Annotated in this window: 23 protein-coding genes; 18 read left to right on the top strand and 5 right to left on the bottom strand. The window is 65.0% G+C overall.

Annotation, left to right across the window (positions count from 1 at the left end; genetic code table 11):
• The first annotated feature begins 146 nt into the window (after positions 1 to 146).
• The 8 genes from ccmC to Q0D44_RS07790 all read left to right on the top strand — a co-directional run bounded on the left by ccmC (position 147) and on the right by Q0D44_RS07790 (position 7,145).
• Positions 147 to 875: a heme ABC transporter permease CcmC gene (gene ccmC / locus Q0D44_RS07825; RefSeq protein WP_294134914.1), complete on the top strand. Its 729-nt coding sequence runs from the start codon at positions 147 to 149 to the stop codon at positions 873 to 875.
• Positions 876 to 879: 4 nt separating this feature from the next.
• Entirely contained in the window at positions 880 to 1,011 is a 132-nt protein-coding gene (locus Q0D44_RS07820; RefSeq protein WP_294134911.1) for a hypothetical protein, read from the top strand.
• On the top strand, positions 1,008 to 1,454 hold the full coding sequence (gene ccmE, locus Q0D44_RS07815) for a cytochrome c maturation protein CcmE (RefSeq protein ID WP_294134909.1): 447 nt from the start codon (positions 1,008 to 1,010) through the stop codon (positions 1,452 to 1,454). The genes Q0D44_RS07820 and ccmE overlap by 4 nt, the downstream gene beginning before the upstream one ends.
• A gap of 136 nt (positions 1,455 to 1,590) precedes the next feature.
• A complete protein-coding gene (locus Q0D44_RS07810) occupies positions 1,591 to 3,516 on the top strand; it encodes a heme lyase CcmF/NrfE family subunit (protein WP_294134906.1) in 1,926 nt (641 codons plus the stop codon).
• Positions 3,513 to 4,040 (top strand): redoxin family protein, encoded by a 528-nt coding sequence (locus Q0D44_RS07805; RefSeq protein ID WP_294134904.1) that lies wholly within the window; start codon positions 3,513 to 3,515, stop codon positions 4,038 to 4,040. Before Q0D44_RS07810 ends, Q0D44_RS07805 begins: the two co-directional genes overlap by 4 nt.
• A complete protein-coding gene (locus Q0D44_RS07800; protein WP_294134902.1) occupies positions 4,037 to 4,444 on the top strand; it encodes a cytochrome c-type biogenesis protein in 408 nt (135 codons plus the stop codon). The genes Q0D44_RS07805 and Q0D44_RS07800 overlap by 4 nt, the downstream gene beginning before the upstream one ends.
• On the top strand, positions 4,441 to 5,082 hold the full coding sequence (locus Q0D44_RS07795) for a cytochrome C biosynthesis protein (protein WP_294134900.1): 642 nt from the start codon (positions 4,441 to 4,443) through the stop codon (positions 5,080 to 5,082). Before Q0D44_RS07800 ends, Q0D44_RS07795 begins: the two co-directional genes overlap by 4 nt.
• Before the next feature lie 131 nt (positions 5,083 to 5,213).
• Positions 5,214 to 7,145, top strand: a complete 1,932-nt coding sequence (locus Q0D44_RS07790; RefSeq protein WP_294134897.1) for a potassium transporter Kup — start codon at positions 5,214 to 5,216, stop codon at positions 7,143 to 7,145.
• Between the two features lie 41 nt (positions 7,146 to 7,186).
• On the opposite strand, the gene Q0D44_RS07785 is transcribed toward Q0D44_RS07790, so the two are convergent.
• Complete coding sequence (locus tag Q0D44_RS07785; protein ID WP_182913916.1) at positions 7,187 to 7,660, bottom strand: Hsp20 family protein; 474 nt, start codon at positions 7,658 to 7,660, stop codon at positions 7,187 to 7,189.
• Positions 7,661 to 8,180: 520 nt separating this feature from the next.
• Here Q0D44_RS07785 and Q0D44_RS07780 point away from each other — a divergent pair.
• The 3 genes from Q0D44_RS07780 (at position 8,181) to dnaE (ending at position 13,702) form a co-directional block, all read left to right on the top strand.
• A complete protein-coding gene (locus Q0D44_RS07780; protein ID WP_294134893.1) occupies positions 8,181 to 9,431 on the top strand; it encodes a lipoprotein-releasing ABC transporter permease subunit in 1,251 nt (416 codons plus the stop codon).
• Positions 9,424 to 10,095 (top strand): ABC transporter ATP-binding protein, encoded by a 672-nt coding sequence (locus Q0D44_RS07775; RefSeq protein WP_294134891.1) that lies wholly within the window; start codon positions 9,424 to 9,426, stop codon positions 10,093 to 10,095. The genes Q0D44_RS07780 and Q0D44_RS07775 overlap by 8 nt, the downstream gene beginning before the upstream one ends.
• Positions 10,096 to 10,168: 73 nt before the next feature.
• A complete protein-coding gene (gene dnaE, locus Q0D44_RS07770) occupies positions 10,169 to 13,702 on the top strand; it encodes a DNA polymerase III subunit alpha (RefSeq protein WP_294134889.1) in 3,534 nt (1,177 codons plus the stop codon).
• Between the two features lie 3 nt (positions 13,703 to 13,705).
• On the opposite strand, the gene Q0D44_RS07765 is transcribed toward dnaE, so the two are convergent.
• The 4 genes from Q0D44_RS07765 to Q0D44_RS07750 all read right to left on the bottom strand — a co-directional run bounded on the left by Q0D44_RS07765 (position 13,706) and on the right by Q0D44_RS07750 (position 18,164).
• On the bottom strand, positions 13,706 to 14,773 hold the full coding sequence (locus Q0D44_RS07765) for a PA0069 family radical SAM protein (protein WP_294134887.1): 1,068 nt from the start codon (positions 14,771 to 14,773) through the stop codon (positions 13,706 to 13,708).
• A gap of 81 nt (positions 14,774 to 14,854) precedes the next feature.
• A complete protein-coding gene (gene moaB, locus Q0D44_RS07760; protein ID WP_294134885.1) occupies positions 14,855 to 15,382 on the bottom strand; it encodes a molybdenum cofactor biosynthesis protein B in 528 nt (175 codons plus the stop codon).
• Positions 15,383 to 15,654: 272 nt separating this feature from the next.
• Positions 15,655 to 17,436 (bottom strand): lytic transglycosylase domain-containing protein, encoded by a 1,782-nt coding sequence (locus Q0D44_RS07755; protein ID WP_294134882.1) that lies wholly within the window; start codon positions 17,434 to 17,436, stop codon positions 15,655 to 15,657.
• The gene (locus Q0D44_RS07750) at positions 17,433 to 18,164 is read right to left on the bottom strand and encodes a uracil-DNA glycosylase family protein (protein WP_294134879.1); all 732 of its coding nucleotides are present in this window, start codon (positions 18,162 to 18,164) and stop codon (positions 17,433 to 17,435) included. The genes Q0D44_RS07755 and Q0D44_RS07750 overlap by 4 nt, the downstream gene beginning before the upstream one ends.
• A 128-nt stretch (positions 18,165 to 18,292) precedes the next feature.
• On the opposite strand from Q0D44_RS07750, the gene Q0D44_RS07745 reads away from it, so the two are divergent.
• Genes Q0D44_RS07745 through Q0D44_RS07715 form a run of 7 tightly spaced genes read left to right on the top strand, consistent with a single transcriptional unit; the run spans position 18,293 to position 26,108 of the window.
• Positions 18,293 to 19,945, top strand: a complete 1,653-nt coding sequence (locus tag Q0D44_RS07745) for an electron transfer flavoprotein-ubiquinone oxidoreductase (RefSeq protein ID WP_294134877.1) — start codon at positions 18,293 to 18,295, stop codon at positions 19,943 to 19,945.
• 19 nt (positions 19,946 to 19,964) lie between these two features.
• Positions 19,965 to 21,584, top strand: a complete 1,620-nt coding sequence (locus Q0D44_RS07740; protein ID WP_294135013.1) for a tetratricopeptide repeat protein — start codon at positions 19,965 to 19,967, stop codon at positions 21,582 to 21,584.
• Positions 21,571 to 22,446 (top strand): 4-(cytidine 5'-diphospho)-2-C-methyl-D-erythritol kinase, encoded by an 876-nt coding sequence (locus tag Q0D44_RS07735; RefSeq protein WP_294134874.1) that lies wholly within the window; start codon positions 21,571 to 21,573, stop codon positions 22,444 to 22,446. The genes Q0D44_RS07740 and Q0D44_RS07735 overlap by 14 nt, the downstream gene beginning before the upstream one ends.
• Positions 22,443 to 23,159 (top strand): N-formylglutamate amidohydrolase, encoded by a 717-nt coding sequence (locus Q0D44_RS07730; RefSeq protein ID WP_294134871.1) that lies wholly within the window; start codon positions 22,443 to 22,445, stop codon positions 23,157 to 23,159. The genes Q0D44_RS07735 and Q0D44_RS07730 overlap by 4 nt, the downstream gene beginning before the upstream one ends.
• Positions 23,156 to 23,524: a hypothetical protein gene (locus Q0D44_RS07725; protein ID WP_294134868.1), complete on the top strand. Its 369-nt coding sequence runs from the start codon at positions 23,156 to 23,158 to the stop codon at positions 23,522 to 23,524. Before Q0D44_RS07730 ends, Q0D44_RS07725 begins: the two co-directional genes overlap by 4 nt.
• Positions 23,521 to 24,906, top strand: coding sequence for an NAD(P)H-hydrate dehydratase (locus Q0D44_RS07720; protein ID WP_294134866.1), 1,386 nt, complete (start codon positions 23,521 to 23,523; stop codon positions 24,904 to 24,906). Before Q0D44_RS07725 ends, Q0D44_RS07720 begins: the two co-directional genes overlap by 4 nt.
• On the top strand, positions 24,903 to 26,108 hold the full coding sequence (locus Q0D44_RS07715; protein WP_294134864.1) for a class I SAM-dependent RNA methyltransferase: 1,206 nt from the start codon (positions 24,903 to 24,905) through the stop codon (positions 26,106 to 26,108). Before Q0D44_RS07720 ends, Q0D44_RS07715 begins: the two co-directional genes overlap by 4 nt.
• Positions 26,109 to 26,177 lie beyond the last annotated feature (69 nt).

The raw sequence follows: 26,177 nt of genomic DNA, 5'->3' as shown, positions 1-26,177 counted from the left end.
CCAAGCTATCGGCGAAGGCAGCAGGCGATGTCAATATCGTCCCGGCGCCGGCCACATCCAATCTCACCTCTCCATCGATCGGCCCGTCCATCGGCAAAATGCCCTACTGGCCATGCCGCGCCCGCGCGGCTAAAGACGCAGCCCTGATGCATCGTTTCGCCAATCCCGCCCGCTTCCTCAAGATCGCCCGGCCGCTCACCGGCTGGCTGTTCTGGTCCGGTCTCGTCCTGCTGCTGGCGGGCTGCGCCTGTGGCCTTTTCCTGACGCCAGCCGACTATCTTCAGGGGCAGACGGTGCGAATCCTCTACATCCATGTCCCCGCCGCCTGGCTGGGGATGGCGGGCTGGACCGGCATCGCTGTCTCGGCGTTGATGCAACTTGTCTGGCGGCACCCGCTAGCCGCCGTCGCGGGCCGTGCCATCGCCGCGCCCGGCGCGCTGTTTACGGCCATCTGCCTCGCGACCGGATCGATCTGGGGCCGTCCGACCTGGGGGACATGGTGGGAATGGGACGGGCGCATGACCTCCATGCTCGTGCTGCTCTTCCTCTATTTGGGCTATATCGCCCTGGCCAATGCCAGCGCGCGTCAGGGGGCAGGGCAGGGCGGCGTCAGCAACGTCACCGCCATTTTCGGCCTGGTCGGCGCGATCAACATCCCGATCATCAACCGCTCGGTCGTCTGGTGGAACAGCCTTCATCAGGGACCATCGATCACCCTGCGCGGCTCCAGCATCGACATGGCCTTGCTCTGGCCGCTGGGCCTGACGCTTCTGGGCTTTTCCCTCTGGTTCGGCGCGATCGTGCTGATGCGGATGCGGGCGATATTGGCACAGAATAAGGTCGAGGCGCGGATGCAGCGCCTTGCAAGAGGATAGCCCCATGTACCAATGGACCTTCGTCATCGCCGCCTATGTGGTGACCTTGCTGGGAACAGCGACGGTCAGCCTGATCAGCTGGCGCGCCATGCACCGCGCTGAGGCTCAGGCCGAAACATTGGCGAGCCGTCTATGAAAGCCAAACATCAAAGGCTGATCCTGGCGCTGGTCGCGCTGGCTGCGCTGATCGGCGCAGGCCTGCTCGCCGCCTCCGCGCTCAAGGACGAAGCCGCCTATTTCTACGCGCCGGGCGATGTGAAGGCCAAGGGCGTCGAACCCGGCAAGGCGATCCGCCTCGGCGGCATGGTGGTCAAGGGCAGCCTCAAGCGCGCGGCCGATGGCGTCACTATGTCCTTCGACGTTACCGACGGCAAGGCGACCGTCCCCGCCACCTTCAGCGGCATCGCGCCCGACCTGTTCAAGGAAGGCAGCGGCGTCGTCGCCGAAGGATCGTTCGACGCCAAAGGCACCTTCATCGCCACCAACCTGCTCGCCAAACATGACGAACGCTACATGCCCCGCGAACTGGAAGGCATGAGCTACAATGAAACCACCCGCGTATTGCAGGTGGATCAGTGAACCATTCTCAAACCTCCGTTCGCCCTGAGCGAAGTCGAAGGGTTCGACCGACCGCAGGGAGGTCACTTCGCTACGCTCAGTGTAAGGCTTCGACTTCGCTCAGCCCGAACGGAATTTTCATCGTGGCATCCTTTTCATGATCGCTGAAACCGGCCTCGCCGCGCTCTGGCTTGCCGCGTCGCTCGCGCTGCTCCAGCTGGTCCTCGCCTTCGTCGGCGTCAAGGGCAACAAGCCCGACCTGCTCGCCGCCGTGCGCCCCGCCGCCGTGGCGCAGGGCGTCCTGACCGCGATCGCCTTCGCCCTGCTCATCGCCCTCTTCATGCGATCCGACATGTCGGTGCTGCTGGTCGCGACCAACAGCCATTCGGCCAAGCCCTGGCTCTACAAATTCGCCGGGACATGGGGCAATCATGAAGGTTCGATGCTGCTGTGGGTCACGGTCATGGGCGTCGCCGGAGCCGCCGTCGCCCTGTTCGAGCGCGCGCTGCGCCGCGACACGCATATGGCGACGCTGGGCGGGCAGGCCGCGATCAGCCTGGGCTTCTACGCCTTCCTGCTCTTCTCCTCCAACCCCTTTGCCCGCATCGACCCCGCACCAGCGGACGGGCAGGGGCTTAACCCCCTGCTGCAAGACCCCGGCCTCGCCTTCCATCCGCCCACCCTGTATCTTGGCTATGTCGGCTTGTCCGTCGCCTTCTCCTTCGCCATCGGCGCACTGCTGACGCGGCAGGTGGACGCATCCTTTGCCCGTGCGATGCGGCCATGGGTGTTGGGGGCGTGGGTTTTGCTGACGCTCGGCATCACCGCAGGCAGCTACTGGGCCTATTATGAGCTGGGCTGGGGCGGCTGGTGGTTCTGGGACCCGGTCGAAAATGCGTCGCTCATGCCTTGGCTGGCCGCGACCGCCTTGCTTCACAGCGTGACCGTGCTGGCCACTCGCGATGCCCTGCGCGCCTGGACTGTGATGCTTGCCGTGGTCGCTTTCTCCATGTCGATGGTCGGCACCTTCCTCGTCCGCTCCGGCATCCTGACCAGCGTTCACGCCTTCGCTGTCGATCCGACGCGGGGCAGCTTCATCCTCGGTCTGCTCGCCCTCTATATCGGCGGCGCGCTGGCCCTGTTCGGCTGGCGTATCGGTGCCGTCCGCGAAGGCGCGCCGTTCGAACTGGTCAGCCGTGAGACGATGCTGGTCATCAACAACCTCCTGTTGACCGTGATCCTTGGCCTCGTCCTGATCGGGACCCTCTATCCGCTGATGACCGAAGCCTTCGGCCACAAAGTCTCGGTCGGCGCGCCCTATTTCGATCGCATCGCCGGGCCGATCGCGCTGGCACTGATGATCGCCATGGCCGCGGGGCCGCTGGTGCGCTGGCGACGCGATCAGGCGCGGGTCGTTAGCAAACGTTTGCTGATCCCGTTTGGAATCGCTTTACTATTGTCCAGCTTAGTGTCGGCTTTGGCCTGGGGCCGCATCGGCATCCTCCCATTCCTCGGCCTCGTCATCGCCGGATCGGTCGCCGTGGCCAGCCTCGCCCCATTGTGGAAACGCAACCTGCGCCGCACGCCGCTCTTCACCTATGGCATGGTCATCGCCCATCTGGGCTGCGCCGTCAGCTTAGGGGGCATGGCCAGCGACTCCGCCTTCACCGTAGAAAAACTGGTTGCCGCCCGTCCCGGCGACACGATCGAGACCGCAGGCTGGCAGCTCCGCTTCCTCCAGATCCAGCCACTCGCTGGCGACAACTGGACCGCGCTGCAAGCCGACATGGAAGTCCGCCGCAACGGCGCGTCCGTCACCATCCATCCCCAGTCCCGCTTCTTCGCCTCGCCCCCGACCTCGACCAGCGAAGCCGCACTGCTGACCCGCTGGGACGGCCAGCTCTACGTCGTGCTGGGTGAGGAGGTGGAGGGTGGCCGCTGGCAACTGCGCATCTGGTGGAAGCCCTTTGTCACCCTCATCTGGCTCGGCGGCATCATGATCGCGCTGGGCGGCGCGCTGGCCCTGCTGGGTCGCGAACGGCGCGGCTGGCTGATGAAATGGCGGGCGAGGGCGGCGGCATGAGGAAGTTGCTCATCTGGCTCCCGCTTGCCCTGTTCCTGGGTTTCATCGCCCTGTTCGCGAGCGGCCTGTTCCAGCCTGACGACCGCATCATCCACTCACGCCTCGTCGGCCAGCCGCTCCCGGCCTTCACGCTACCCGCCGCCGCCAGCGACCGCCCGTCTCTCGCCAGCGCGCAACTCGCCACCGGCCAGCCGCGCCTGCTCAACATCTTCGCCAGCTGGTGCGTCCCCTGCGCCGCCGAAGCGCCCCAGCTCGATGCGCTCAAGGCCGCCGGTGTCCAGATCGACGCCATCGCCATCCGCGACGCCCGGCCCGATGTCGATGCCTTCCTGAAACGCAACGGCAACCCCTATGCCCGCATCGGCCTCGACGCCCGCAGCGAAGTCCAGATCGCGCTCGGCTCGTCTGGTGTCCCCGAAACCTTCGTCATCGATGGCAAGGGCCGGATCGCCTATCAGCATATCGGCGAAATCCGCGCCGATGACGTGCCGATGATCCTCGACCGGCTGAGGGCCGCACAATGAAGCTGATCCTTCTCCTCTTCGCGCTGATAGCGACCCCGCTGGCCGCCCAGACCGCGCTCCCGCCCGCACCCTATGCCGACCAGCAGCTCGCCGACCCGGCACTGGAGCGTAAGGCCAAGGCACTGATGGAAACCATCCGCTGCCTCACCTGTCAAAGCCAGTCGATCGCCGACAGTAACGCCAGCATGGCTGGCGACATGCGCTCGCAAATCCGCGAACGGATCATGGCGGGCGAACAGCCAGAAGCGATCCGCGCCTGGCTCATCGCCCGCTATGGCGACTGGGTCAGCTATGAACCCACCGCCGCGCCGATCCTCTGGCCGCTCTGGGCCGCGCCGCTGGTGCTGCTGGGGCTGGGCGTCCTGCTCCTGCGTAGCCGAATCAAGCGAAAGGCACGATCATGACCGGCTGGTTGCTCGCCTTCGGCCTCGCTGCCCTGGCCTTCCTCGCCATGCTGCTCATCGGCCGCATCCCTCGATCGGCGCGCGAAATCAGCGCCGCAGCGCTGCTGCTCGGTCTTGCGGGCTATGCCTGGCAGGGCAATCCCGGCCTGGCTGGCGCGCCGCGTTCCATCAAGCAGGTCGAAGAACCTTTCGACGAGAAGCTGGCCGAACAACGGCGCGGCCTTGCCGAACGCTATGGCCCGGCTGGCCAGTGGCTGGTCATGTCCGACGGCTTGGGGCGGCAGGGCAAAACCAAGGAATCGGCCAATATTCTGCTGGCGGGCCTGCGCCAGACGCCCGACGACGCCAATCTCTGGCTTGGCCTTGGCAATGCGCTGGTCTCCCATGCCGATGGTGTCGTGTCGCCCGGCGCCGATTTTGCCTATCGTCGCGCACTCACCCTTGATCCCGATGGACCCGCGCCCCGCTATTTTTACGGCCTTGCCCTTGCCCGCAATGGCCAGTTGCAGGCCGCGCGTGACCTTTGGGCACCCCTTGCCGCCGCGACGCCGCAGGGCAGTGCGATCAGGACGGAACTGGAAGCCAATATCGCGCGTATCGATTCGCTGCTGGCGGCAGGCGGTCCTACCCGTCCATGACCAGCCGTAAGGCCGCATTGCGTGGTCATGGGAGCCGTGATAGGGCGCGGCGGCTTGCGGGGGTGGCGGGATGTTCCGTGATCGCCTTTCAACGGGTGTCGAACAGAGCATGATTATTCGGCTTTTCCTTCGTGGCTGATCTCCTTCCCAACACCGCACCGGCGTCCGCTCAGGACGATCATGATGGCGGCCATGGCCATTCCCGGCAGAAGGCGACGATCAAGCTGGTCGTCGGTGCGATCGGCATCGTGTTCGGTGACATCGGCACCAGCCCGCTCTACGCCTTCCGCGAAACCTTTGCCGGGCATCACCCGCTCACCCTGGATCCCGACCATATTTTGGGCGTCATCAGCCTGATGTTCTGGTCGATGATGCTGGTGGTGACGCTGAAATATGTCAGCATCATCATGCGCGCCGATAATAAGGGCGAAGGCGGTAGCCTCGCTCTGCTGGCGCTGATCAACGGCCAGACCAAGACACAGCGCTGGTCGCGCGGCATCGTGCTGCTGGGCGTGTTCGCCACCGCGCTTTTCTACGGCGACTCGATGATTACGCCAGCCGTGTCGGTGCTGTCGGCGGTGGAGGGGCTTGCGGTCTATAACCCCGCCCTTGCGCCCGCGATCCTGCCCGTGGTCATCGTCATCCTGCTCGGCCTGTTCTGGATACAGGGGCTGGGCACCAACAAGGTCGCGACCCTGTTCGGCCCGATCATGCTGCTCTATTTCGTCACGATTGCGGGTCTTGGCATCCTTTCCATCGTCAAGACGCCAGGCATCCTCTTCGCCTTCAACCCTTATTGGGCCGTGATGTTCTTCGTCACCGACCCCTTGCCCGCCTTTCTGGCGCTGGGGTCGGTCGTGCTGGCGGTCACCGGGGCGGAAGCGCTCTACGCCGATATGGGCCATTTCGGCCGCAACCCGATCCGGGTCTCTTGGCTGGCCTTCGTCCTGCCCGCGCTGATGCTCAACTATATGGGGCAGGGCGCACTACTGTTTCGGGAAGGGGCTGCTGCGCTCCATAGCCCCTTCTACAATCTCGCGCCGCAATGGGGGCAATTGCCGCTGATCATGCTGGCCACCATGGCCGCGATCATTGCATCACAAGCGGTCATCTCCGGCGCTTTCTCGGTTACGCAGCAGGCGATCCAGTTGGGCTTCATGCCCCGCCTGCGCATCGCCCATACCAGCGCCGCGACCGCAGGCCAGATTTACATTCCCCTGATCAACTGGGGTCTGATGGTCATGGTCATTCTGCTGGTGCTGACCTTCAGGACATCGTCCAACCTCACCGCCGCCTATGGCATCGCGGTCACCGGCGCTATGTTCATCGACAATGTGCTGCTGACGGTGGTCCTGTATCGCCTGTGGAAATGGAAATGGTATTATGCCGCGCCGGTGCTGGGGATATTCTATCTGGTCGATGGTGCCTATCTCGCTGCGAACCTGACCAAGGTGCCGGACGGCGGCTGGTTCCCGCTGCTGATCGGCTTCGTCATCTTCACCTTGCTCACCACCTGGTCGCGCGGTCGCCGCTTGGTGCAGGATCGCCTGCGCGAAGCAGCGATGCCGATCCCGGTATTCGTCGCCTCCGCCGCCAATAGCGCGGTGCGTGTTCCCGGTACGGCGGTGTTCATGACGTCAACGCCCGATGGCGTCCCGCACGCGCTGCTCCACAACCTGAAACATAACAAAGTGCTGCACGAGCGGGTGATCCTGCTGACCGTCAAGATCCGCGACGTACCGGTGGTCGAGGATGACGGGCGCTGCAAGCTGGAGGATCTGGGCCGGGGCTTCTTCCGCATGGTGCTGCAATTTGGCTTCATGCAGGAACCGGACGTTCCCGCCGCGCTCAAAAATGTCGCGGGCTGTGGTCAGGCGTTCAAGATGATGGATACCAGCTTCTTCCTGGCGCGCCAGACGCTGCTGCCCTCGGCAAAGCCGGGTATGCCGCTATGGCGGGAAAAAATCTTTGCCTGGATGCTGCGAAACGCGGAAAGCGCGATGGAATTTTTCCGCCTGCCTACAAACCGCGTGGTCGAACTGGGCAGCCAGGTCGAGATATAAAAAGGGCGCAGCCTTTGGCAGGCTGCGCCCCGACTTGCCTATCAGGCCGCGTCGCGATCCTTTGCGGTGATTTCCACAAGCTGACCGCCATTGATGGCGATCTTCTTGGGCTTCATCGCTTCAGGAACTTCGCGCAGCAGGTCGATCACCAGCAGCCCATCGGCCAGGTCCGCCTTTTCCACCCGCACGAAATCGGCCAACTCGAACCGCCGCTCGAAGCTGCGGTTGGCGATGCCGACATGCAGATATTTGGACCGGTCGGCTGGCGACCCTTCATCCTTGCGACCGATCACCTGGAGCAGATTCTGCTGCGCCGTGATGTCGATCTCGTCAGGACGGAAGCCTGCCACGGCCAGCGTCACGCGATAGCGATCTTCCGAGAGCCGTTCGATGTTGAAGGGCGGATAATTGTCGCCCTGGCTCAAGCGTGCGTTGTTTTCGATCAGGTCGAACAAGCGATCGAACCCAACGGTCGAGCGGCGATAGGGGGTCAGGTCAAAGTTACGCATCGTCATAATCTCCCAAAGAGCAAAATGAACCAGCCGAACCCGAAACCGGCGTCCGGCAATACTGCGTCCAGCCCCATATGGCGGCCGGACGCGCTTGATATGGTTCGGGCTTTTGGGGTTTCAAGAGGATTTTATGCGTGTCCAACTCGGCAAGGAGGGACAAGGGTGGACAGTTTGTCCTATCGCCAGGGTGCGATAAAAAGTGCAGACAAAAAAGCGCCCGGATCGTGCTTTTACGATCCGGGCGCTTAATGGACGATTGCTCGTCTCCCCCTTGGCCTGCCTCAACCGCTTCTCAGCCCCCTAAGCTCGAAGCGGGATGCAGTATCCCTGAACCACGGCCTTTTACCTGTGCTTCGAGTGTCTTGCTATGACCGCTGCGGGGCGGAGTCACGGGCAAAATCAGGTGCGTGTGATTTTGCGCCGGTGCCTGTGGCCACGATGCAACAATCTGGCAATGCTTGCCGTTCAAGGACGCTATGCCTAGACGATCAGCCTGTCCCTTCACAAAGGCCGCCCGCGCCACATGATTCTATCCCGCTACGAACGCATGATCGCCAAACGCTACCTGTTGCCGGGCAAGGGGGAGGGTTTCATCTTCCTCGTCGCCGGGATCAGCTTGGCCGCCGTCATGCTGGGTGTCGCTGCGCTCATCATCGTCATGAGCGTCATGAACGGCTTTCGCGCCGAACTGTTCGACAAGATTGTCGGCCTCAACGGCCATGCCGTGGTCCAGGGCTATGGCGGTCGCCTGCCCGACTGGAAATCGGTTCTGGCAGAGGCCAAAGCAACGCCGGGTGTCACCAGCGCGACGCCGATGATCGAACAACCCTTGCTCGCCACCTTCAACGGCCGGGCCGAAGCCGTGCTGGTGCGCGGCATGACCGTGCCCGACATCCGCACCAACAAGACGCTCAAGGGCAAGGTGATCGCCGGCAGTCTGGACAATCTGACCGCCAATAGCGGCAAGATCGGCATCGGATCACGCCTGGCCGAAAATATGGGTATCCAGTTGGGCGACAGCCTGACCGTCATCAATCCCGCAGGCCGCTCCACCCCCTTCGGCACGGTGCCGCGTCAGGTCGCCTATCAGGTCGCCGCCATTTTCGAGGTCGGCATCTATGATTATGATAAAGCCTTCGTCGTCATGCCGATGGAGGACGCCCAGACCCTGCTCCTGCTCGGCGATGTCGTCGGCATGATCGAGGTCGAGACGGTCAATGCGGACAAGGTCGGCCAGATATTGGAGCCGCTGGCAGGCAAGGTCGCAGGCCGCGCCGTCATCACCGACTGGCGACAGATGAACGCCTCCCTGTTCGAAGCGCTGGCCGTCGAGCGGGTGGCGATGTTCGTTGTGCTGTCGATCATCGTGCTGGTCGCGGTGTTCAACATCCTCTCCTCGCTCATCATGCTGGTGCGCGCAAAGACGCGCGACATCGCGATCCTGCGGACGATGGGGGCCAGCCGCGCGGGCCTCGTGCGGATTTTCATGACCGTGGGCGTCACGATCGGCACGCTGGGCATGGTCGCGGGGCTGATCCTCGGCTTCACCTTCCTCTTCTTCCGTCAGAATGTGGTCAACGCGATCCAGTTCGTCACAGGGCAAAATCTGTGGGACCCCTCGATCCGTTTCCTGACCGAACTGCCATCCCAGGCCGATCCGGTGGAGATCGCCACCATCTGCATCATGGCGCTGCTGTTCAGCTTCCTGGCCACCCTCTATCCGGCCTTCAAGGCCGCCAATACCGATCCGGTGCAGGTTCTCCGCTATGAATGATATTCTAAAGGTCACGGGCCTAACCCGCAGCTTCACTCAGGGCGGCGAGACGATCCACGTCCTGCGCGGCGTCGACCTGATCGTGGGTCAGGGCGAGATCGTTGCGCTGCTGGGGCCATCGGGGTCCGGAAAATCGACGCTGCTTCAGGCGGTTGGCCTGTTGGAGGGAGGCTTTGACGGGTCGATCCGCATCGATGGCGAGGAGGCCGCGAAGCTCGATAATGACGGGCGCACCCGCTTGCGTCGCGATGCCATGGGCTTCGTCTATCAGTTCCACCATCTGCTGCCCGATTTCAACGCGACCGAAAATGTCATCCTGCCGCAGGTGATCCGCGACACCGACATGGCGGTCGCGCGCACCCGCGCGGAATCGCTGCTGACATCGCTGGGCCTTGGCCATCGGCTCGACCACCGCCCCAGCCAGTTGTCGGGCGGCGAACAACAGCGCGTCGCCGTCGCCCGCGCCCTTGCCAACCGGCCCGCTTTGGTGCTGGCGGACGAACCGACAGGCAATCTGGACGAGCGCACCGCCGACATCGTGCTGGCCGAATTTTTGCGGCTGGTCCGCGAAGAAGGATCGGCCGCACTGGTCGCGACCCATAATGAACGGCTTGCGGCCAAGATGGACCGGGTGGTCCGGCTGCATGAGGGCGTTTTGGAATAGCCCTCCAATCTTACCCACAGACTTTTCTCCAGCAGGGCTGGTCACGAATCACGCCTTCTGGATAGTATGCCCCATGCCCCACGCCGCTTTCGTTCCGCTCCGCATCTTCTCGTCCTACACCATGCTGGAAGGGGCGATCGATCCCAAGAAGATCGCCAAGCAGGCCAAGGCGCTGGGCTTTCCCGCCGCTGCTATCACGGACCGCAATGGTCTCTACGGCTCGATGGCTTTCTCCGATGCCTGCAAGAGCGAGGGTGTGCAGCCGCTGATCGGTGCGATGCTGGGCATATTGCGGCCGGGTCGTCCGGCCAACGCGGCCCCGGTGCATGACTGGCTGGCGCTCTATGCGCAGGATGAAACGGGCTATGACAATCTGTGCGCTTTGGTGTCGATGGCACATCTGGACCGGCCGCTGGAGGAAGTACCCCATGTCGGACTGGATGTGCTGGAAGGGCACACAGACGGGTTGATCGCCCTGACGGCTGGGGGTGAAGGCGCACTGGCGCGGTTGTTTGCCGAGGATCAGCCCGATGCAGCGCTGTCCTATGTGGAACGGCTGGAAACGCTGTTCCCCGACCGGCTCTACATCGAAATCTGCCGTCGGCTCGATCCGGTCGAGGGGAAGGCGGAGCCGGAATTGCTGGAGCTGGCCTATGCCCGCAACCTGCCGTTGGTGGCCACCAACCCGACCTGCTTTACCGAGCCGCATTTCCACGCCGCACATGACGTCATGCTCTGCATTGCCGACAGCGCTTATGTCGATATGCCCGACCGGCGCACCAGTTCGCCCGATGCCTGGATGAAACCGGCGGCGGAAATGCGGCGCCTGTTCGACGATCTGCCCGAAGCATTGGCCAACACGCTGGTCGTCGCCCAGCGCTGCGCCGTCGCCGCGCCCAAGCGCAAGCCGATCCTGCCCAGCCTGGCCGGCGATATCGAGGGCGAAGCGCGGATGTTGCGCGATCTCGCCAGTGCCGGTCTCGACGCGCGGCTGGCGAAGCTCGGCATCATCGACGAAGCAGCGCGCCAGCCCTATCTCGACCGTTTGAAGTTCGAGACCGACATCATCATCCAGATGGGCTTTCCCGGCTACTTCCTGATCGTTGCCGACTTCATTAAATGGGCGAAGGATCATGATATTCCGGTGGGTCCGGGCCGTGGGTCGGGCGCTGGGTCGGTCGTCGCCTGGGCGCTGCTGATCACTGATCTTGATCCGCTGCAACTGGGTTTGCTGTTCGAGCGGTTCCTGAATCCGGAACGTGTGTCGATGCCCGACTTCGACATCGATTTTTGCGAAACGCGGCGCGGTGAGGTGATCCGCTACGTCCAGCAGAAATATGGCGTCGATCATGTCGCGCAGATCATCACCTTCGGAAAGCTGAAAGCCCGCGCCGTCCTGAAAGATACCGGCCGTGTTCTCCAGATGAGCTATGGCCAGGTGGACCGCCTCGCCAAGCTGGTGCCTAATCACCCGACCGATCCCTGGACGCTGGAACGATCGCTGAACGGCGTGGCGGAGTTTCGCGCGGAATATGACAATGACGCGCAGGTCAAACGGCTGATCGACTATGCGATGAAGCTGGAGGGCTTTCCGCGCCACAGCTCCACCCATGCCGCGGGCGTGGTGATCGGCGATCGGCCTTTGCAGCAACTGGTCCCGCTCTATCGCGATCCGCGGTCGGACATGCCGGTGACCCAGTTCGACATGAAATATGTCGAGGGCGCAGGCCTTGTGAAGTTCGACTTTCTGGGCCTCAAAACCCTGTCGGTGCTGCAAAAGGCGGTCCAATTGCTGGCGGCGCGGGGTGTCACGGTGGATCTGGAAACACTCGCGTGGGACGATCCGGCCGTCTATGACCTGCTCCAGCGCGGCGATACGGTCGGCGTGTTCCAACTGGAATCGGAGGGGATGCGCAAGACGCTGGCGGCGGTGCGGCCAACCAATTTCGGCGACATCATCGCGCTGGTCTCGCTCTATCGGCCCGGCCCGATGGACAATATCCCGATGTTCGGGCGCCGCAAGAACGGGCAGGAAGAGATTGAATATCCCCATATCCTGCTGAAACCGATCCTTGAAGAGACTTACGGTATCTTCGTCTATCAGGAACAGGTGATGCAGGCCGCGCAGATATTGGCCGGTTACAGTCTGGGCGACGCCGACCTGCTGCGCCGCGCGATGGGCAAGAAGGTGAAGGCGGAGATGGACGCGCAGCGTTCGCGCTTCGTCGAGGGGTGTGCGGCCAGCGATATCAAGCCGGCCAAGGCGAACGAATTGTTCGACTTGATCGACAAGTTCGCAGGCTATGGCTTCAACAAGTCGCACGCGGCGGCTTATGCCTTACTCGCATACCAGACGGCGTGGCTGAAGGCCCATTATCCGGCGGAATTCTACGCCGGGTCGATGGCGTTCGATATCCATCTGACCGACAAGCTGACCATATTCGTCGACGATATGCGGCGCATGGGGCTGACCTGCCTGCCCCCCGACATCAACCGTAGTCAGGCGGACTTTTCGGTCGAGCCGATCGCGCATGAGGGCGACGATCCACGTCTGGGCTATGCGGTGCGCTATGCGCTGGGCGGTCTGAAAGGCGTGGGTGAGAAGGCGATGGACCAGCTGGTCGCCGAACGCGACGCTGGTGGACCGTTCAAGAGCCTGGACGATATAGCCGACCGGATCGAACCGCGCCTGCTCAACCGGCGACAGCTGGAGAGTCTGGCGGCGTCGGGTGCGTTTGATGCGATCCATGCCGACCGGGCGGGCGTTCACGCAGCGGCGGAAACGATATTGAGCGTCGCGTCGAGCGCGGCGCAGGCGCGGGAAAGCGGGCAGGGCGGGTTGTTCGGCGATGTCGAGACGCCTCATGCCGATGTCCGCATCCCGCCGCATCAGGCCTGGTCGGTGGCGGATCGGATGGCGCAGGAGAAGGAAGCGTTTGGCTTCTATTTCTCCGCCCACCCGGTCGATCGCTACCGCCATCTGGCCGATGCGCGCGGCGCCAAAAGCTATGGTGCGATCTGCGTGGAGCCATTGACCGGGGAGGCGCGCGCCACTGGCGTCATGGCGGCGATGGTCGAGGACGTACGCTGGCGCGAGACCAAGCGCGGGGCGCGTTATGCGAATGCGACATTTTCCGACAGTAGCGGCCAGTTTCAGGCTAGCTGCTTCGAAGAGGATGCCTGCAAGGCGATCGAGGAACTGGCGCGCGATGGCGATTGTGCGCTGCTCTATGTCGAGCTGGACCGCTTGCCGGGCGAGGAAACGCCGCGCGTGACGGTGCGCAAGATCGAGCCGTTCAAACTGATCGCCAGCGCGTCGCGGATGGAACTGGTGGTCGATGCGACCGATCCGGCAGCGGTCGAGGCACTGGCCGCACTGATGGCGCAGAGCCGGGGCGGGCGGAGCGAATTGTTTTTGCGCACGCCCGCTGAGAACGGGCAGGCGGTGCGGCTGTTCCTGGGCGATGATTTCCTGCTGGGCGCGGATCAGGTCGATGCCATGTCGGTGATTCCCAACCTGACGATCCACCGGTTCGAGCGGATGGAGGCGACGCAGGATGGCTATCGCACCCGCAACCGCCGGGCCGGGATGCGACTGGTCGGCTGACGATCATAGCAGCCGCATCTGCGCGCCTTCGGGCGGGCGGAACAGGTCGGTGCGCAGGATCAGCCGTTCCGCCCCCAGCCCGGCGCGTTTGCGGGCCTTGATGAAACGGGTGCGGATAAGGTCCGCCCATACGCCTTGGCCCCGCATCCGGCTGCCGAAATTGGGGTCATTGTCACGCCCGCCGCGCAATTCGCGGACGATCGCCATCACCCGCGCCGCGCGGTCGGGATAATGGGCGGCGAGCCAGGCGCGGAACAAAGGCGCGACTTCATGGGGCAGGCGGACGGGAATATAGGTGACTTCGCGCGCACCGGCAGCGGCGACGCGGGCGACGATATTCTCAATCTCATGATCGGTGATGGCCGGGATGATCGGCGAGAGGCTGGCATAGACCGGCACGCCAGCGTCAGCGAGTCGTCGGATCGCCTCCACCCGGCGCAGCGGATGCGGCGCGCGCGGTTCGAGCGTGCGGGCGATCGCCGGGTCCAGCGTCGTCACCGAAATCGCGACCGACACCAGCCTGTCGCGCGCCATGGCGGTGAGTAGATCCATGTCGCGCAGGATACGGTCGGACTTGGTGGTGATGAACAGGGGGTGGCGACATTCCGCCAGCAGTTCCAGGATGGATCGCGTAATCCCCCAATCCTTTTCAATTGGCTGATAAGGATCGGTATTGGTGCCGAGCGCGATGGGCATGACGGCGTAATTTTTCTTCGACAGTTCGGCGCGGAGTAATTTGGCGGCGTCCGGTTTGGCAAACAGCTTCGTTTCAAAATCCAGACCCGGCGACAGGTCATGATAGGCGTGGGACGGGCGCGCATAGCAATAGATGCAGCCATGTTCGCAGCCGCGATAGGCGTTGATTGACTGGTCGAAACCGATGTCGGGCGAGCTGTTGCGGGCGATGATCGTGCGGGGATGTTCGATCATCACCTGCGTCCGACGGCGGGGAATGGGGCCGTCGATATCGGTGATGGCGTCAAGCCAGTCCCCGTCAATTTCGCGTTGGGGCAGAGAAAAACGCACACTTTGCGTGTTGAATGTTGCGCCTCGTCCTTTCTCTATTCCCATATAAGGATAAGAACATAAAAGGAACAAAAGGTCAATCGGAAGTTCGTAAAACTAGCCCATATCGCATATGGCAAGTTTGCGTCAGCGCTCCGTCAGGCGGGGCATCAGCTCGACGAAATTGCAGGGGCGGAAACGGCTGTCGAGCTGGCTCACCAAAATGCCGTCCCACGCATCTTTGACTGCGCCGGTCGATCCGGGGAGCGCGAAGATATAGGTGCCGCGCGCGACGCAGGCGGTGGCGCGGGATTGGATGGTCGAGGTGCCGATCGTCTGGTAGCTGAGCCAGCGGAACAGTTCGCCAAAGCCCGGAATTTCCTTGTCCTGCACCTGGGCCAGCGCTTCGGGGGTAATGTCGCGGCCAGTGACGCCGGTGCCGCCGGTGGTCAGGATCACGTCTATGTCCGGGTCGTCGATCCAGGCATGAAGCCGGGCGACGATGGCGGATTTGTCGTCGCGCTCGATGTAGCGGGCAGCCAATATATGGCCCGCGCTTTCCAGTCGTTCGACCAGCGTGTCGCCGGAGCGATCATCCGCCGCGCTGCGGGTGTCGGATATGGTCAGAACGGCGATGCGGACGGGGATGAAGGTCCGGCTTTCGTCGATCGGCATTAGGGTGCAGACCCATAAATTACGAGGATCGAGACAGGATTGTCCGGGATTCTGTGGGAGGAGAAGCGCGAAGAGCGGGCAAAATTGCCCGGTCGAGGGCTTGGACGTGCCACAGGGCCCGGACAATCCTGCCCCGGAGGGGTGGGACGAAAATGGCCGGTGGAGTGGTCGAACGCTTGCAAGATAGTGCTGCCGCTATCTTGCGGCGCGCTCTCCCTCCCACCAGCCATTTTCGTCTCCATCTCGACCTCGTAATTTATGGGTCTGCACCCTTAGTCCGCGCCACCGCCCATGCTGGCGCGACCGTCAGACTGGCTGAGGCGGACCAGCTTCACGCCCTTGGCATTGGGGAAGGTCGGCCACATGCCCTGCGCCATGCCGGTCAGGCAGTCGGCGGTCCCCTTCGCCTGAATCTGGTACATCCAGTAATTGCGCATGACGATGTTCACATAGGCGCGGGTTTCATAATAAGGCAGCGATTCCATGAACAGCAATGGATCGCCCTTGTCCTTGACCTGCGCGTTCCAGCGTTCGACCGGCAGCGGCCCGGCATTATAAGCGGCCATCACCTTGGGCAGCAGCCCGCCGGTGGCGCTCATGTCGCGCAGCGCCTCCAGATAGCGCTGGCCAAATTCCATGTTGGTGGATGGCACGAAGAGTTGTGCGGCTGACTCCAGCCCCATGTCGCTGCCGGTGCCGGGGCGCACCTGCATCAGGCCGCGCGCGCCCGCGCTGCTGACGACATCGGAACGAAAGCCCGATTCCTGCAAGGTGTGGGCGTAGATGAGCGAAGGATCGACCCGCCAGCCACCATCGGGGCGCCAGTCGGGCGCGGGGAAGCGGGCGAAGCTGGCCGGTTGCTTGCCCGCCGGGCCGTTATGGGCAAGCCAGAGTTGGGTCGCGGGCAGGTTGAGCGCGCTCGCCAGGCGAAGCAGCGCGTCATATTGGCCGGTGCCGCCGATCTTCGCCTGATAGCGGAGCATTTCGTCGGCGCGGCCAGTATCGCCGATCGCGGCGAGAGCGATGGCGGCGCGGGCGTTGGGGCTGTCCTTGAGCGCCAGCCATTCAGCCTGGCCGAACCGGGTCGCGACCGGCGGCGCGCCGAGCGGCATCCCCAGCGATTCGCGCGCCAGCAGACCGTAGAAGGTTTCTTCCGAACGGGCGGCGAGTTTGAGATAATTGGCGACCTTGGGCGCTTCGCCGCAGACCATATAGGCGCGCGAGGCCCAATAGGCGCCAGCGGCGCGCATGTCCGCATTGGTGGCAAAGGCCGCGACATTGGCGAAGGCCGGGGCGGCGGCGCGGCAGTCATTCTGACGCCATGCGGCCAGGCCTGCAGTCCAGTGCGCCTGCACCGTCCAGTCGCCACCCGTGCGGGTTTCGAGCGCGCGGGCGGCCATGCGGCGGGCGTTGGCGTCGTCATTTTCGATATAATAGGCCCAGGCAACCCGCTGGCGCACTTCGGTCAGCCCTTCGGGCGTCAGGCCGGTTTCGCCGCTGGCCAGCAGCGCTTCGGCCCCGACCGGATCGTCGGCCTTGACGAAGGCCTGGATTTGGCCCGCCAGCGCGATCGCCAGCGTGTCCGTCTTGGTCGATCCGACATATTCGCGCCGGGGGGCGGACCCCAGCCATACCATTTTCTGCACCTGCGGCAGGGTGGGCAGCATGGTCGCGCCGCGCTTTTCGGCGAGGCGGGAAAGCTGGTCCGCCTTGGGCAGCCAGGCGGCCTTGTTGATGAGGTCGAGCAGGTCGAACAGTTCGACCTTGGGCGATCCCTTGGCGAGATAGAGTTCGGACAAGGCGAGCGGGCGAACAGCGTCCTGCGCATCCAGCGCGTTGATCAGCGTTCTGGCTTCGGCCCATTGCTGGCCCTGAAGGGCGGTGAAGATGGCGCGATAGCTGGCCTTGGCCCCGTCGCCAATCTGGAGCGGGGAAGCGGGCGCGGCGGTGATTGCGGGAGAAATCGGGGCGGTCTCGGCACGGGCGGGCAGCGTTGCAGCCAGTCCCATCGCCATCAGGGCCAGGCTGGACATTTGGGTCGCGGCACGAATCACGGGCGGACTTCCTCGATCAGGCTTTGCAGGGCGCGCCAGCATTCCGCTTTCGCCGCAGGCTGGGTCAGCAGCAGGCGGGGATGAAATGCGGCGACGGCAGGCACAATGCCGCCTTCATGGTTAAAGTCGCGTAAACCATCGGGGGGCGTGGCGGCATCCGTCGGAAGCAGCGCACGGATCGTCCGATCGCCCAGCAGCAGCAGGCGGCGGGGCCGGGCGAGGGCGACATGGGCGCGCATCCGGTCGGCGACGGCAGCCAGATCAGCCGCCTCCACCATGCCGCCAGGCGGGCGGGCGGTGAAGAGGGAGGCAAGATGGATGGTGGAGCGGTCCAGCCCGATCGCGCGCAGCATCGCTTCGAACAGCGCGCCTGCGCGATCGGCCAGCAATTGCCCCGCCGCCATGTCCGCCGGATCGGGCAGGTCGGTGACGACCATCAGCGGCGCGCCCTCGCCACCCATTGGCAATATGGGTGCGCCGGGCCAGCGTCGTTCGGGCTGTTCGGGATCGGTCGCAAGCCAGCCAAGGAACGAATCGAGGCTTTGGGGCTTTTTTTCGATGGTGGCCGACGCCGGAACGGCGCGAATCGCCCCCTTCGCATCCGCGACAGTCATCGGACGCAACCAGTTCACCGGCGATTCGGCCACGGCGCCATCTACGCCCGCGAGCGTCCACCACGCCATATAGGCGTCGGCAGCCGCCGCATGATCCTGCAATTCACCCCGCATACGATCATCTAGGGCCAGAGGTTGACGAGGGGGTCAAGATTCTTCATCGCCATGGCTGGTAAAGTGTTGGAGTAATAAGGCGACTGGATGGACGGGGTGCAGCCCGCCGGTGGCCCATTGGAGGGTTTATGAGCGAACGGGAATCGATGCCCTATGACGTGGTCATCGTTGGTGGGGGACCGGCGGGATTGTCAGCGGCAATCCGGCTGAAACAGCTGGCCAATGACGCCGGGCAGGAACTGGCCGTGTGCGTGCTGGAAAAAGGGTCGGAAATCGGCGCCCATATCCTGTCGGGCGCAGTGATCGACCCGAAGGCGCTGGACGAATTGCTGCCGGAATGGCGCGACATGGGCTGTTCGCTGGCCGAGACGCCGGTGACCGACAATCAGCACTGGTTCCTGACCAAAAGCGGCAAGATGGCGATGCCGCACATCATGACGCCAGGATGGATGCACAATAAGGGCACCTATACCGGATCGCTGGGCAATCTCTGCCGCTGGCTGGCGGAGCAGGCCGAAGGGCTGGGCGTTGAAATCTTCCCCGGATTCGCCGCTGCCGAGATTCTCTACCATGAGGATGGCAGCGTGAAGGGCGTGGCCACCGGCGACATGGGCGTCGACCGTGAGGGTAATCATAAGGGCGATTATCAGCCCGGCCTGGAGCTGCACGCGAAATATACTTTCTTTGCCGAAGGCGCGCGCGGCCACCTGACCAAGATATTGAAGCGCCAGTTTGCGCTGGACGCGGACTGCGAGCCGCAGGTCTATGGTTTGGGCATGAAGGAATTGTGGGACATTGATCCTGCCATGCACAAGCCGGGGCTGGTGATCCATTCGCAGGGCTGGCCGCTGACCGATGCCTATGGCGGCGGCTTCCTCTATCATCAGGCCAATGGCCAGGTGGCGTTGGGCTTCGTCGTCGGGCTGGGCTATCGCAACCCGCATCTTTATCCGTTCGAGGAGTTCCAGCGCTGGAAGCAGCACCCGGAAATCCGCAAATTTCTCGAAGGCGGGCGGCGCGTGTCCTATGGCGCGCGGGCGATCAATGAGGGTGGCTGGCAGTCCATTCCCAAGCTGGTATTCCCCGGCGGCGCGCTGATCGGCTGTTCGGCGGGCTTTGTGAACGTGCCGCGGATCAAGGGCACGCATACGGCGATGAAGTCCGGTATGCTGGCGGCCGAAGCGGCCTTCGCCGCAGTGCAGCGCCAGCGCGGCAGCGACGTGCTGAGCGATTATGAAGATGTGCTGCGCTCCAGCTGGATCGCGGACGAGCTGAAGTTGGTCAAGAATGCCGAGCCGCTGCTGAGCAAGTTCGGCGGCACGATCGGCACCGCGCTGGCGGGCATCGACATGTGGATGCGGACGCTCAAGATCGGCCTGCCCTTCACGATGAAGCACAAGCCGGACAATGAGAAGATCTGGCCCAAGGATGCCTGCGAAAAGATCGTCTATCCCAAGCCCGACGGCGTGGTGAGTTTCGATCGGTTGTCGTCGGTGTTCCTGAGCAACACCAATCATGAAGAGGACCAGCCGGTCCATTTGCAGCTGAAGGACCCTGCGATCCCGATCAGCTACAATCTGCCCCTTTATGACGAGCCGGCGCAGCGTTATTGTCCCGCAGGCGTCTATGAAGTGGTCGGTCAGGAAGAGGGCAATCCCCGCTTCCAGATCAACGCGCAAAATTGCGTCCATTGCAAGACGTGCGACATCAAGGACCCGACCCAGAATATCAACTGGGTCGTGCCAGAAGGCGGCGGAGGACCGAACTATCCCAATATGTAAGCGCCTGATCCCGTTCGTCCTGCTGACAGTCCCGGTGGCGGTGCCCGCCGGGGCGTCGGTCGATCCCCAAGGCGCGCTGCACGCCTATGCGCGGGCGCGACTGGCGGACGGGGATGGCGCGATGGGGCTGGCGGTGGACAGTTATCGCGCCGCATTGGCGCTCGATCCGGACAGCGTAGAGGTCGCGCGGCGATCCTATGTCCAGGCCGTGGAAAGCGGCGACAGGGTGCTGGCGCTGCGATCGGCGCGATTGCTGGACGATCAGGGCGCCTTGCCGCGCGACGGAACTTTGCTGCTGATCGGCGAGGCGCTAGGGCGCAAGGATTGGACGGGCGCGCGGACGCTGACGGCGCGGATGGTGGAGGAGGGGAATTTCTCTTTCCTCGCGCCCATCATCACTAGCTGGATCAGCCTGGGCGAGGGCCGCTACGGCGCGCCGGTGGTGGCGGGACAGGACCGATTTGCCGCGCTGGCGCAGCGTTATGTCGATGAGCATGTAGCATTGCAGGCGCTGGGACGCGGCGACCTGACGGCGGCGGTGCCGGCGATACGGCGAGCGATTTCGCTGCGGGGCGGGGAGAGCGCGGCGTTGCGCGTGACCCTGGCGGCGCAACTGGCAGGGCGCGGCGCGAAGGCCGAGGCGCTGATGCTGCTGCCAGCGGGAGAGGCTATATATGCGCGAGCGCGGGCCGATCTGGCGCGCGGCAAGGTGAAGGCTGCAGCGATCACCCCGGTGCAGGGCTATGCGCGGCTGCTGTCGCGGCTGGCGGTGGATGTCGCGTCTGACCCCAGCGGGTCGGCGATGGGCATACGGCTTGCGCGGACCGCGACCTTTGCCGATCCGGGCGGGGCGGAGGCGCAGCTGGTCGCGGCGCGGCTACTGAGCGCGGGCGGGCTGGCGGTGGGCGGCGTGGCCGAAGCGCGCAAGGTGCCGGTCGATGGCTGGTATGGCGCGTTGGGGCAGGCCGAACTGGTCGATGCGCTGGCGGCGGCGGGCGAGACGCAGACGGCGCTGGCGCTGGCGCGATCGCTGGCGGCGGAACCGGGCGCGGGGAGCGAACGGCAGGTGCGGCTGGGGCGGTTGCTGGCGGATATGGATGATTTTGACGGCGCGGCGGCGGCGTTCCGCGCGGCGCAGGCGGGCTATGGCGAGGGTGAACTGCCCTGGGCGCTGCTGCTGTTCGAGGGGAGCGCACTGGAACAGGGCAAGCGCTGGGACGAGGCGCGGGTCGTGCTGGAGCGGGCGGCGGCGCTGGCCCCCAATGAGCCTATGGTGCTGAACTATCTGGGCTATGCGCAGATCGAGCGGCGGCAGAATGTTACGGCGGCGCTGGAACTGATCCGCAAGGCCAGTGCGCTCAAACCCCAGGATGCCTCGATCGCCGATTCGCTGGGCTGGGCGCATTATGTGACCGGTGATGTCGCGGGCGCGGTGCCGGTGCTGGAGCGGGCGGCGGCTGGCGCGCCGGGCGATGCGACGATCAACGAGCATCTGGGCGACGCGCTGTGGAGCGCGGGGCGACGGTACGAGGCGCGCTATGCCTGGGCGGCGGCGTCGCTGTTCGCGCAGGGGGATGGCGCGGCGCGGATCGCGGCGAAGGTCGAGCAGGGATTGAAGCCAGAATATGCCGCACCCTGATCTGGACGCGGGCGTAATGATCGAATCCGCCTATGCCAAGGTGAATGTCGCGCTGCATGTGCGGGCGCGGCGGGACGATGGCTATCATGCGCTGGAAAGCCTGTTCGCCTTTGCCGAGCATGGCGACCGGCTGAGCGCGGTGGCGACCGATGACGGGGCGATAGACCTCATCATCGACGGGCCGTTTGGCGGGGCGCTGGAGGCAGGGCCGGGCAATCTGGTGGTGAAGGCGGCGCGGGCCTTGCAGAGCTATCTGGGCGACCAGCGCGGCGCGGCGATCCGCCTGACCAAGATATTGCCGGTGGCGTCGGGCATTGGCGGCGGATCGGCAGATGCGGCCGCGACGCTGCGGTTGCTGGCGCGCTTGTGGGACGTGCGGATCGAGGCGGAGGAGCTGGCCGGGCTGGCGCTCGACCTGGGGTCCGATGTGCCTGCCTGCGTCGCCAGCGTGACGCAGATGGTGACGGGGCGTGGCGAAGGGCTGCGGCGGCACCGGGTCGAGGGGCTGGAGGGTATGGCGATGCTGCTGGTCAATCCGGGGGTTGGCCTGTCCACGGCACAGGTGTTCAGCGGTTGGGATCGGGTGGATCGCGGGCCGCTCAACGCGGCTAGTCTGGAGGCGCTGGTGGCGCAGGGGCGCAATGATCTGGAGGCGCCCGCGATGGCTGCGGCCCCGGTGATTGCGCAGGTGCTGGATGCGCTGGCGGGGCAGCGGGGGGTGCGGCTGGCGCGCATGTCGGGGTCCGGCGCGACCTGTTTTGCGTTGTTCGACAGCGATGCGGCGATGGCCGACGCGGCGATGGCGGTGCAGGCGGCGCATCGCGACTGGTGGATGATGGAAACGCGGATCAGGACGGCATGAGCGAGGCTTTCACCCAGATTGACGGCGGTGCGCTCGACGTGCTGATCATCGCCGATCATGCGTCGGCGCGGGTGCCGGATGATATTGACCTGGGCATCGACCCGGTGCTGCTGGCCAATCATATCGCCATCGACATTGGTGTCGCAGAGGTCAGCGCGCTGCTGGCGGCGCAACTGGGCTGCACCGCGATATTGGGCGGCGTATCGCGGCTGGTGATCGACCTTAATCGCGAGGCGGATGCGCCCGGCCTGTTGCCGGTGATGAGCGACGGCCATGCCATATCCGGCAATCGCGACGCTGATCTGGCACAGCGGATGGTGCGATTCCACCATCCCTATCATCATCAGGTCGAGCGGCAGTTGGCGGCGATGACCGCGCCGTTCATCCTGTCGGTGCATAGCTTCACGCCGCATCTGGCCAGCGATCCGGAGCAGAAACGGCCCTGGGATATTGGCGTGCTGTATAATGGTGATGATCGCGCCGCGCGGATCGCGATCCCCCTGCTGGAGGCGGCGGGGCTGATGGTCGGCGACCAACTGCCCTATTCGGGCAAGCAATTGAATGCGACGATGAACCGCCATGCCGAGTCCAATGGCATCCCCTATCTGGGCATCGAGATGCGGCAGGATCTGGTGGGGGACGCAGCGGGACAGCGGCGCTTTGCGGATATTTTGGGGCCGGTGGTGCTGGCTTGCCGGAGGGCTTTGACGTGAGACTTTTGCTCGCCGGATGTCTGTTGCTGGCGGCCTGTGGCGGGGAAACGGGCAAGCTGGGCAACGAGGCGCAGCCGGAGCAGGCGGCGGAACCGGTCGATGACGGCAAGGCCGACTGCGCGATTGGCGCGGATGCGGCCTGGGCGCGAGATTGCCTGATCGAGCGGGCGGGCGATCTGCTGACGATCCGCCATCCTGACGGAGGTTTCCGCCGATTTCGGGTGCTGGCGGACGGGCGCGGGCTGGAGGCGGCGGATGGTGCCGAGATGGCGCGGTTGCAGATCGTCGAGGCCGGGCTGGTCGAAATCCGCATCGGCGGCGATCGCTATCGCCTGCCCGTGAAGGTCGCCGGATCGGCGCCATGAGTGCCGGAACGCCGATCCTGACCGCCGCGCAGATGCGCGCTGCAGAACAGGCTTTGTTTGACGTCGGCGTCGATGATTATGGATTGATGGAAAAGGCGGGCGCGGCGGCGGCGGAGATTATCTGGCGCGCGGGCGGGCAGCGCGACACGCTTGTCCTGTGCGGGCCGGGCAATAATGGCGGAGATGGCTATGTGATCGCCCGGCTGCTGCGCGCGTGGGGCGTGCCTGTTCGGGTGGCGGCGCTGGGGGAAAGTGGCACGGCGTCCAGCCGCCGCGCGCTGGCGGCGTGGGATGGGCCGGTGGAGGCGTTGGCGACGGCTGCGCCTGCGACGCAACTGGTCGACGCGCTGTTCGGCACGGGCCTGTCGCGGGGGCTTGATCCGGCGGTGGCGGCCCGGCTGTGCGACCTGACCGGGGCGGCGAGCCGCAGCTATGCGATCGATCTGCCGAGCGGGGTGGATACGGACAGCGGGGCGCTGCTGTCGGCAGTGCCGCACTTTGGTGTCTGCATCGCGCTGGGGGCGCTCAAGCCTGCGCATCTGCTCTACCCGGCGGCGGGGCATATCGGGCGGCTCGTTTGCGCGGACATCGGCATCCCGGCATCGGATAGGGTTCACCGGCTGATGCCGCCTCGACTCGCCGTGCCGGGGGCGGAGGATCATAAATATACGCGCGGACTGGTTGCCGTGGTCGGGGGCGCGATGGCCGGGGCAAGCCTGCTGGCGGCGCAGGCGGCGGCGCGATCGGGTGCGGGGATGGTGCGGCGACTGGCGGCGGATGACCTGCGTCATGGGGCTGACGCTATCGTGACGGCGGAGGCCGGGACGATCGAGGCGCTCCGCGATGGGCTGAACGATGCGCGGCTGGCGGCGGTGCTGGTCGGGCCGGGGCTGGGGCGTAATGCTGTGGCGCGGGCGCGGCTCGACAAGGTGTTGGGTTGTGGGCATCGGCTGGTGCTCGATGCGGATGCGCTGACGCTGATCGGCGTCGATCAGATACCAGGTGGCGCGATCCTGACCCCTCATGAGGGCGAATTTGTGCGGCTGTTCGGCGAGCTGCCGGGCAGCAAGATCGACCGGGCGCGGGTGGCGGCAGAGCGCAGCGGCGCGGTGGTGATCTACAAGGGCGCGGACAGCGTGATCGCAGCGCCCGACGGGCGGGTGGCGGTGGCGTCGGGCGCGTCGCACTGGCTGTCGACCGCCGGGACCGGCGATGTGCTGGCTGGGCTGGTCGCCGGGCGGCTGGCGGTGACCGGCGATCCATTTGGCGCGGCAGGCGAGGCGGTGTGGCTGCATGGCGATGCCGCGCGGCGGGCGGGCGCGGCTTTTATCGCCGATGATTTGCTTGCCGCGCTGCCAGCGGCTATCGCCGCGCGATTGTGACCGACACTGACCCAGACATCATCATCCGCATCGCCGCCAAGGGCGATGGCCTCACCGCCGATGGCCGCCATGCGGCGCTGACCGCGCCGGGCGACCGGCTGCTGGCCGATGGCACGACCATCACCGGGCCGCATCGCGTCGCGCCGCCCTGCGTCCATTTCCCGTCCTGTGGCGGGTGCGAATTGCAGCATGTTGACGAGGCGAGCCTGGCCGATTTCGTCACTGGTCGCGTGGTCGGCGCGCTGTCGGGGCAGGGCGTCGTGGCGCAGACGGTGTTGCCGCCGCATATCTCACCGCCGATGACACGGCGGCGGGCATCGCTGCGCGCGGCGCGGGCGGGCAAGACCATCACCATCGGCTTTGCCGAAGCGGGCAGTCATACGCTGATTGACCTTCAGATGTGCGCCGTGCTGGACCCGCGCCTGTTCGCGTTGCTGGCACCGTTGCGCGGGCTGCTGCGGCTGATCCTGCCGGACAAACGGGCGGCGCATGTACGCATGTCGCTGATCGACCAGGGGGTCGACCTGCTGCTGGAGGGCGTGAAGGTCGAGGGGCTGGCGGCGGATGAAGGGCTGGGCGACTTTGCGCGGACGCATGGGCTGGCGCGGCTGACGATCGACGAAGGCGACGGGCCACAGACGCGCTGGGAGCCGGAGGCCGCGACGGTGACATTCGGTGGTGTGCCGGTGGCCTTCCCGCCCTTCTCCTTCCTGCAAGCGACGCCCGATGGCGAGGCGGCGCTGGTCGCGATGGTGCGCGACGCCATGCCGGAGACGGGCGCAGTAGCCGACCTGTTTTGCGGGCTTGGCACATTTGCTTTGGCTTTGGGTGCGGGGAGACCGGTTTATGCGGCAGAGGGAGCGCGCGACGTGGTGCTGGCGCTCAAGCTGGCGGGACAACGGGCGCAGCGGCGGATGGTGGCGAATCATCGCGACCTGTTCCGCCGTCCGCTGACGCCTGAGGAACTGAACCGCTTTGCCGCCGTGGTGATCGATCCGCCGCGCGCGGGGGCGCGGGAGCAGGTGATGCAGTTGGCGCAGTCGAACGTGCCGGTGATCGCCTATGTGTCATGCAATCCGGCGAGTTTCGCGCGGGACGCCGTGCACTTGCTGGCGGGCGGATATAGGCTGGATCAGGTCCGCCCGGTCGGCCAGTTTCGCTGGTCTACCCATGTCGAGATGGTGGGGATATTTCGGCGATAAAAACTGTCCCCCGCTGCGGGGGGACGCAGCGAGGGACAGGCACCCTCTCCAAAGGGGAGCTTGAGCCTT

The sequence above is a fragment of the Sphingobium sp. genome, from assembly GCA_023266575.1.
Classification (GTDB): domain Bacteria; phylum Pseudomonadota; class Alphaproteobacteria; order Sphingomonadales; family Sphingomonadaceae; genus Sphingobium.
Note: the sequence above shows the minus strand (reverse complement) of the source record. Positions and strands in the feature narration are given on the sequence as shown.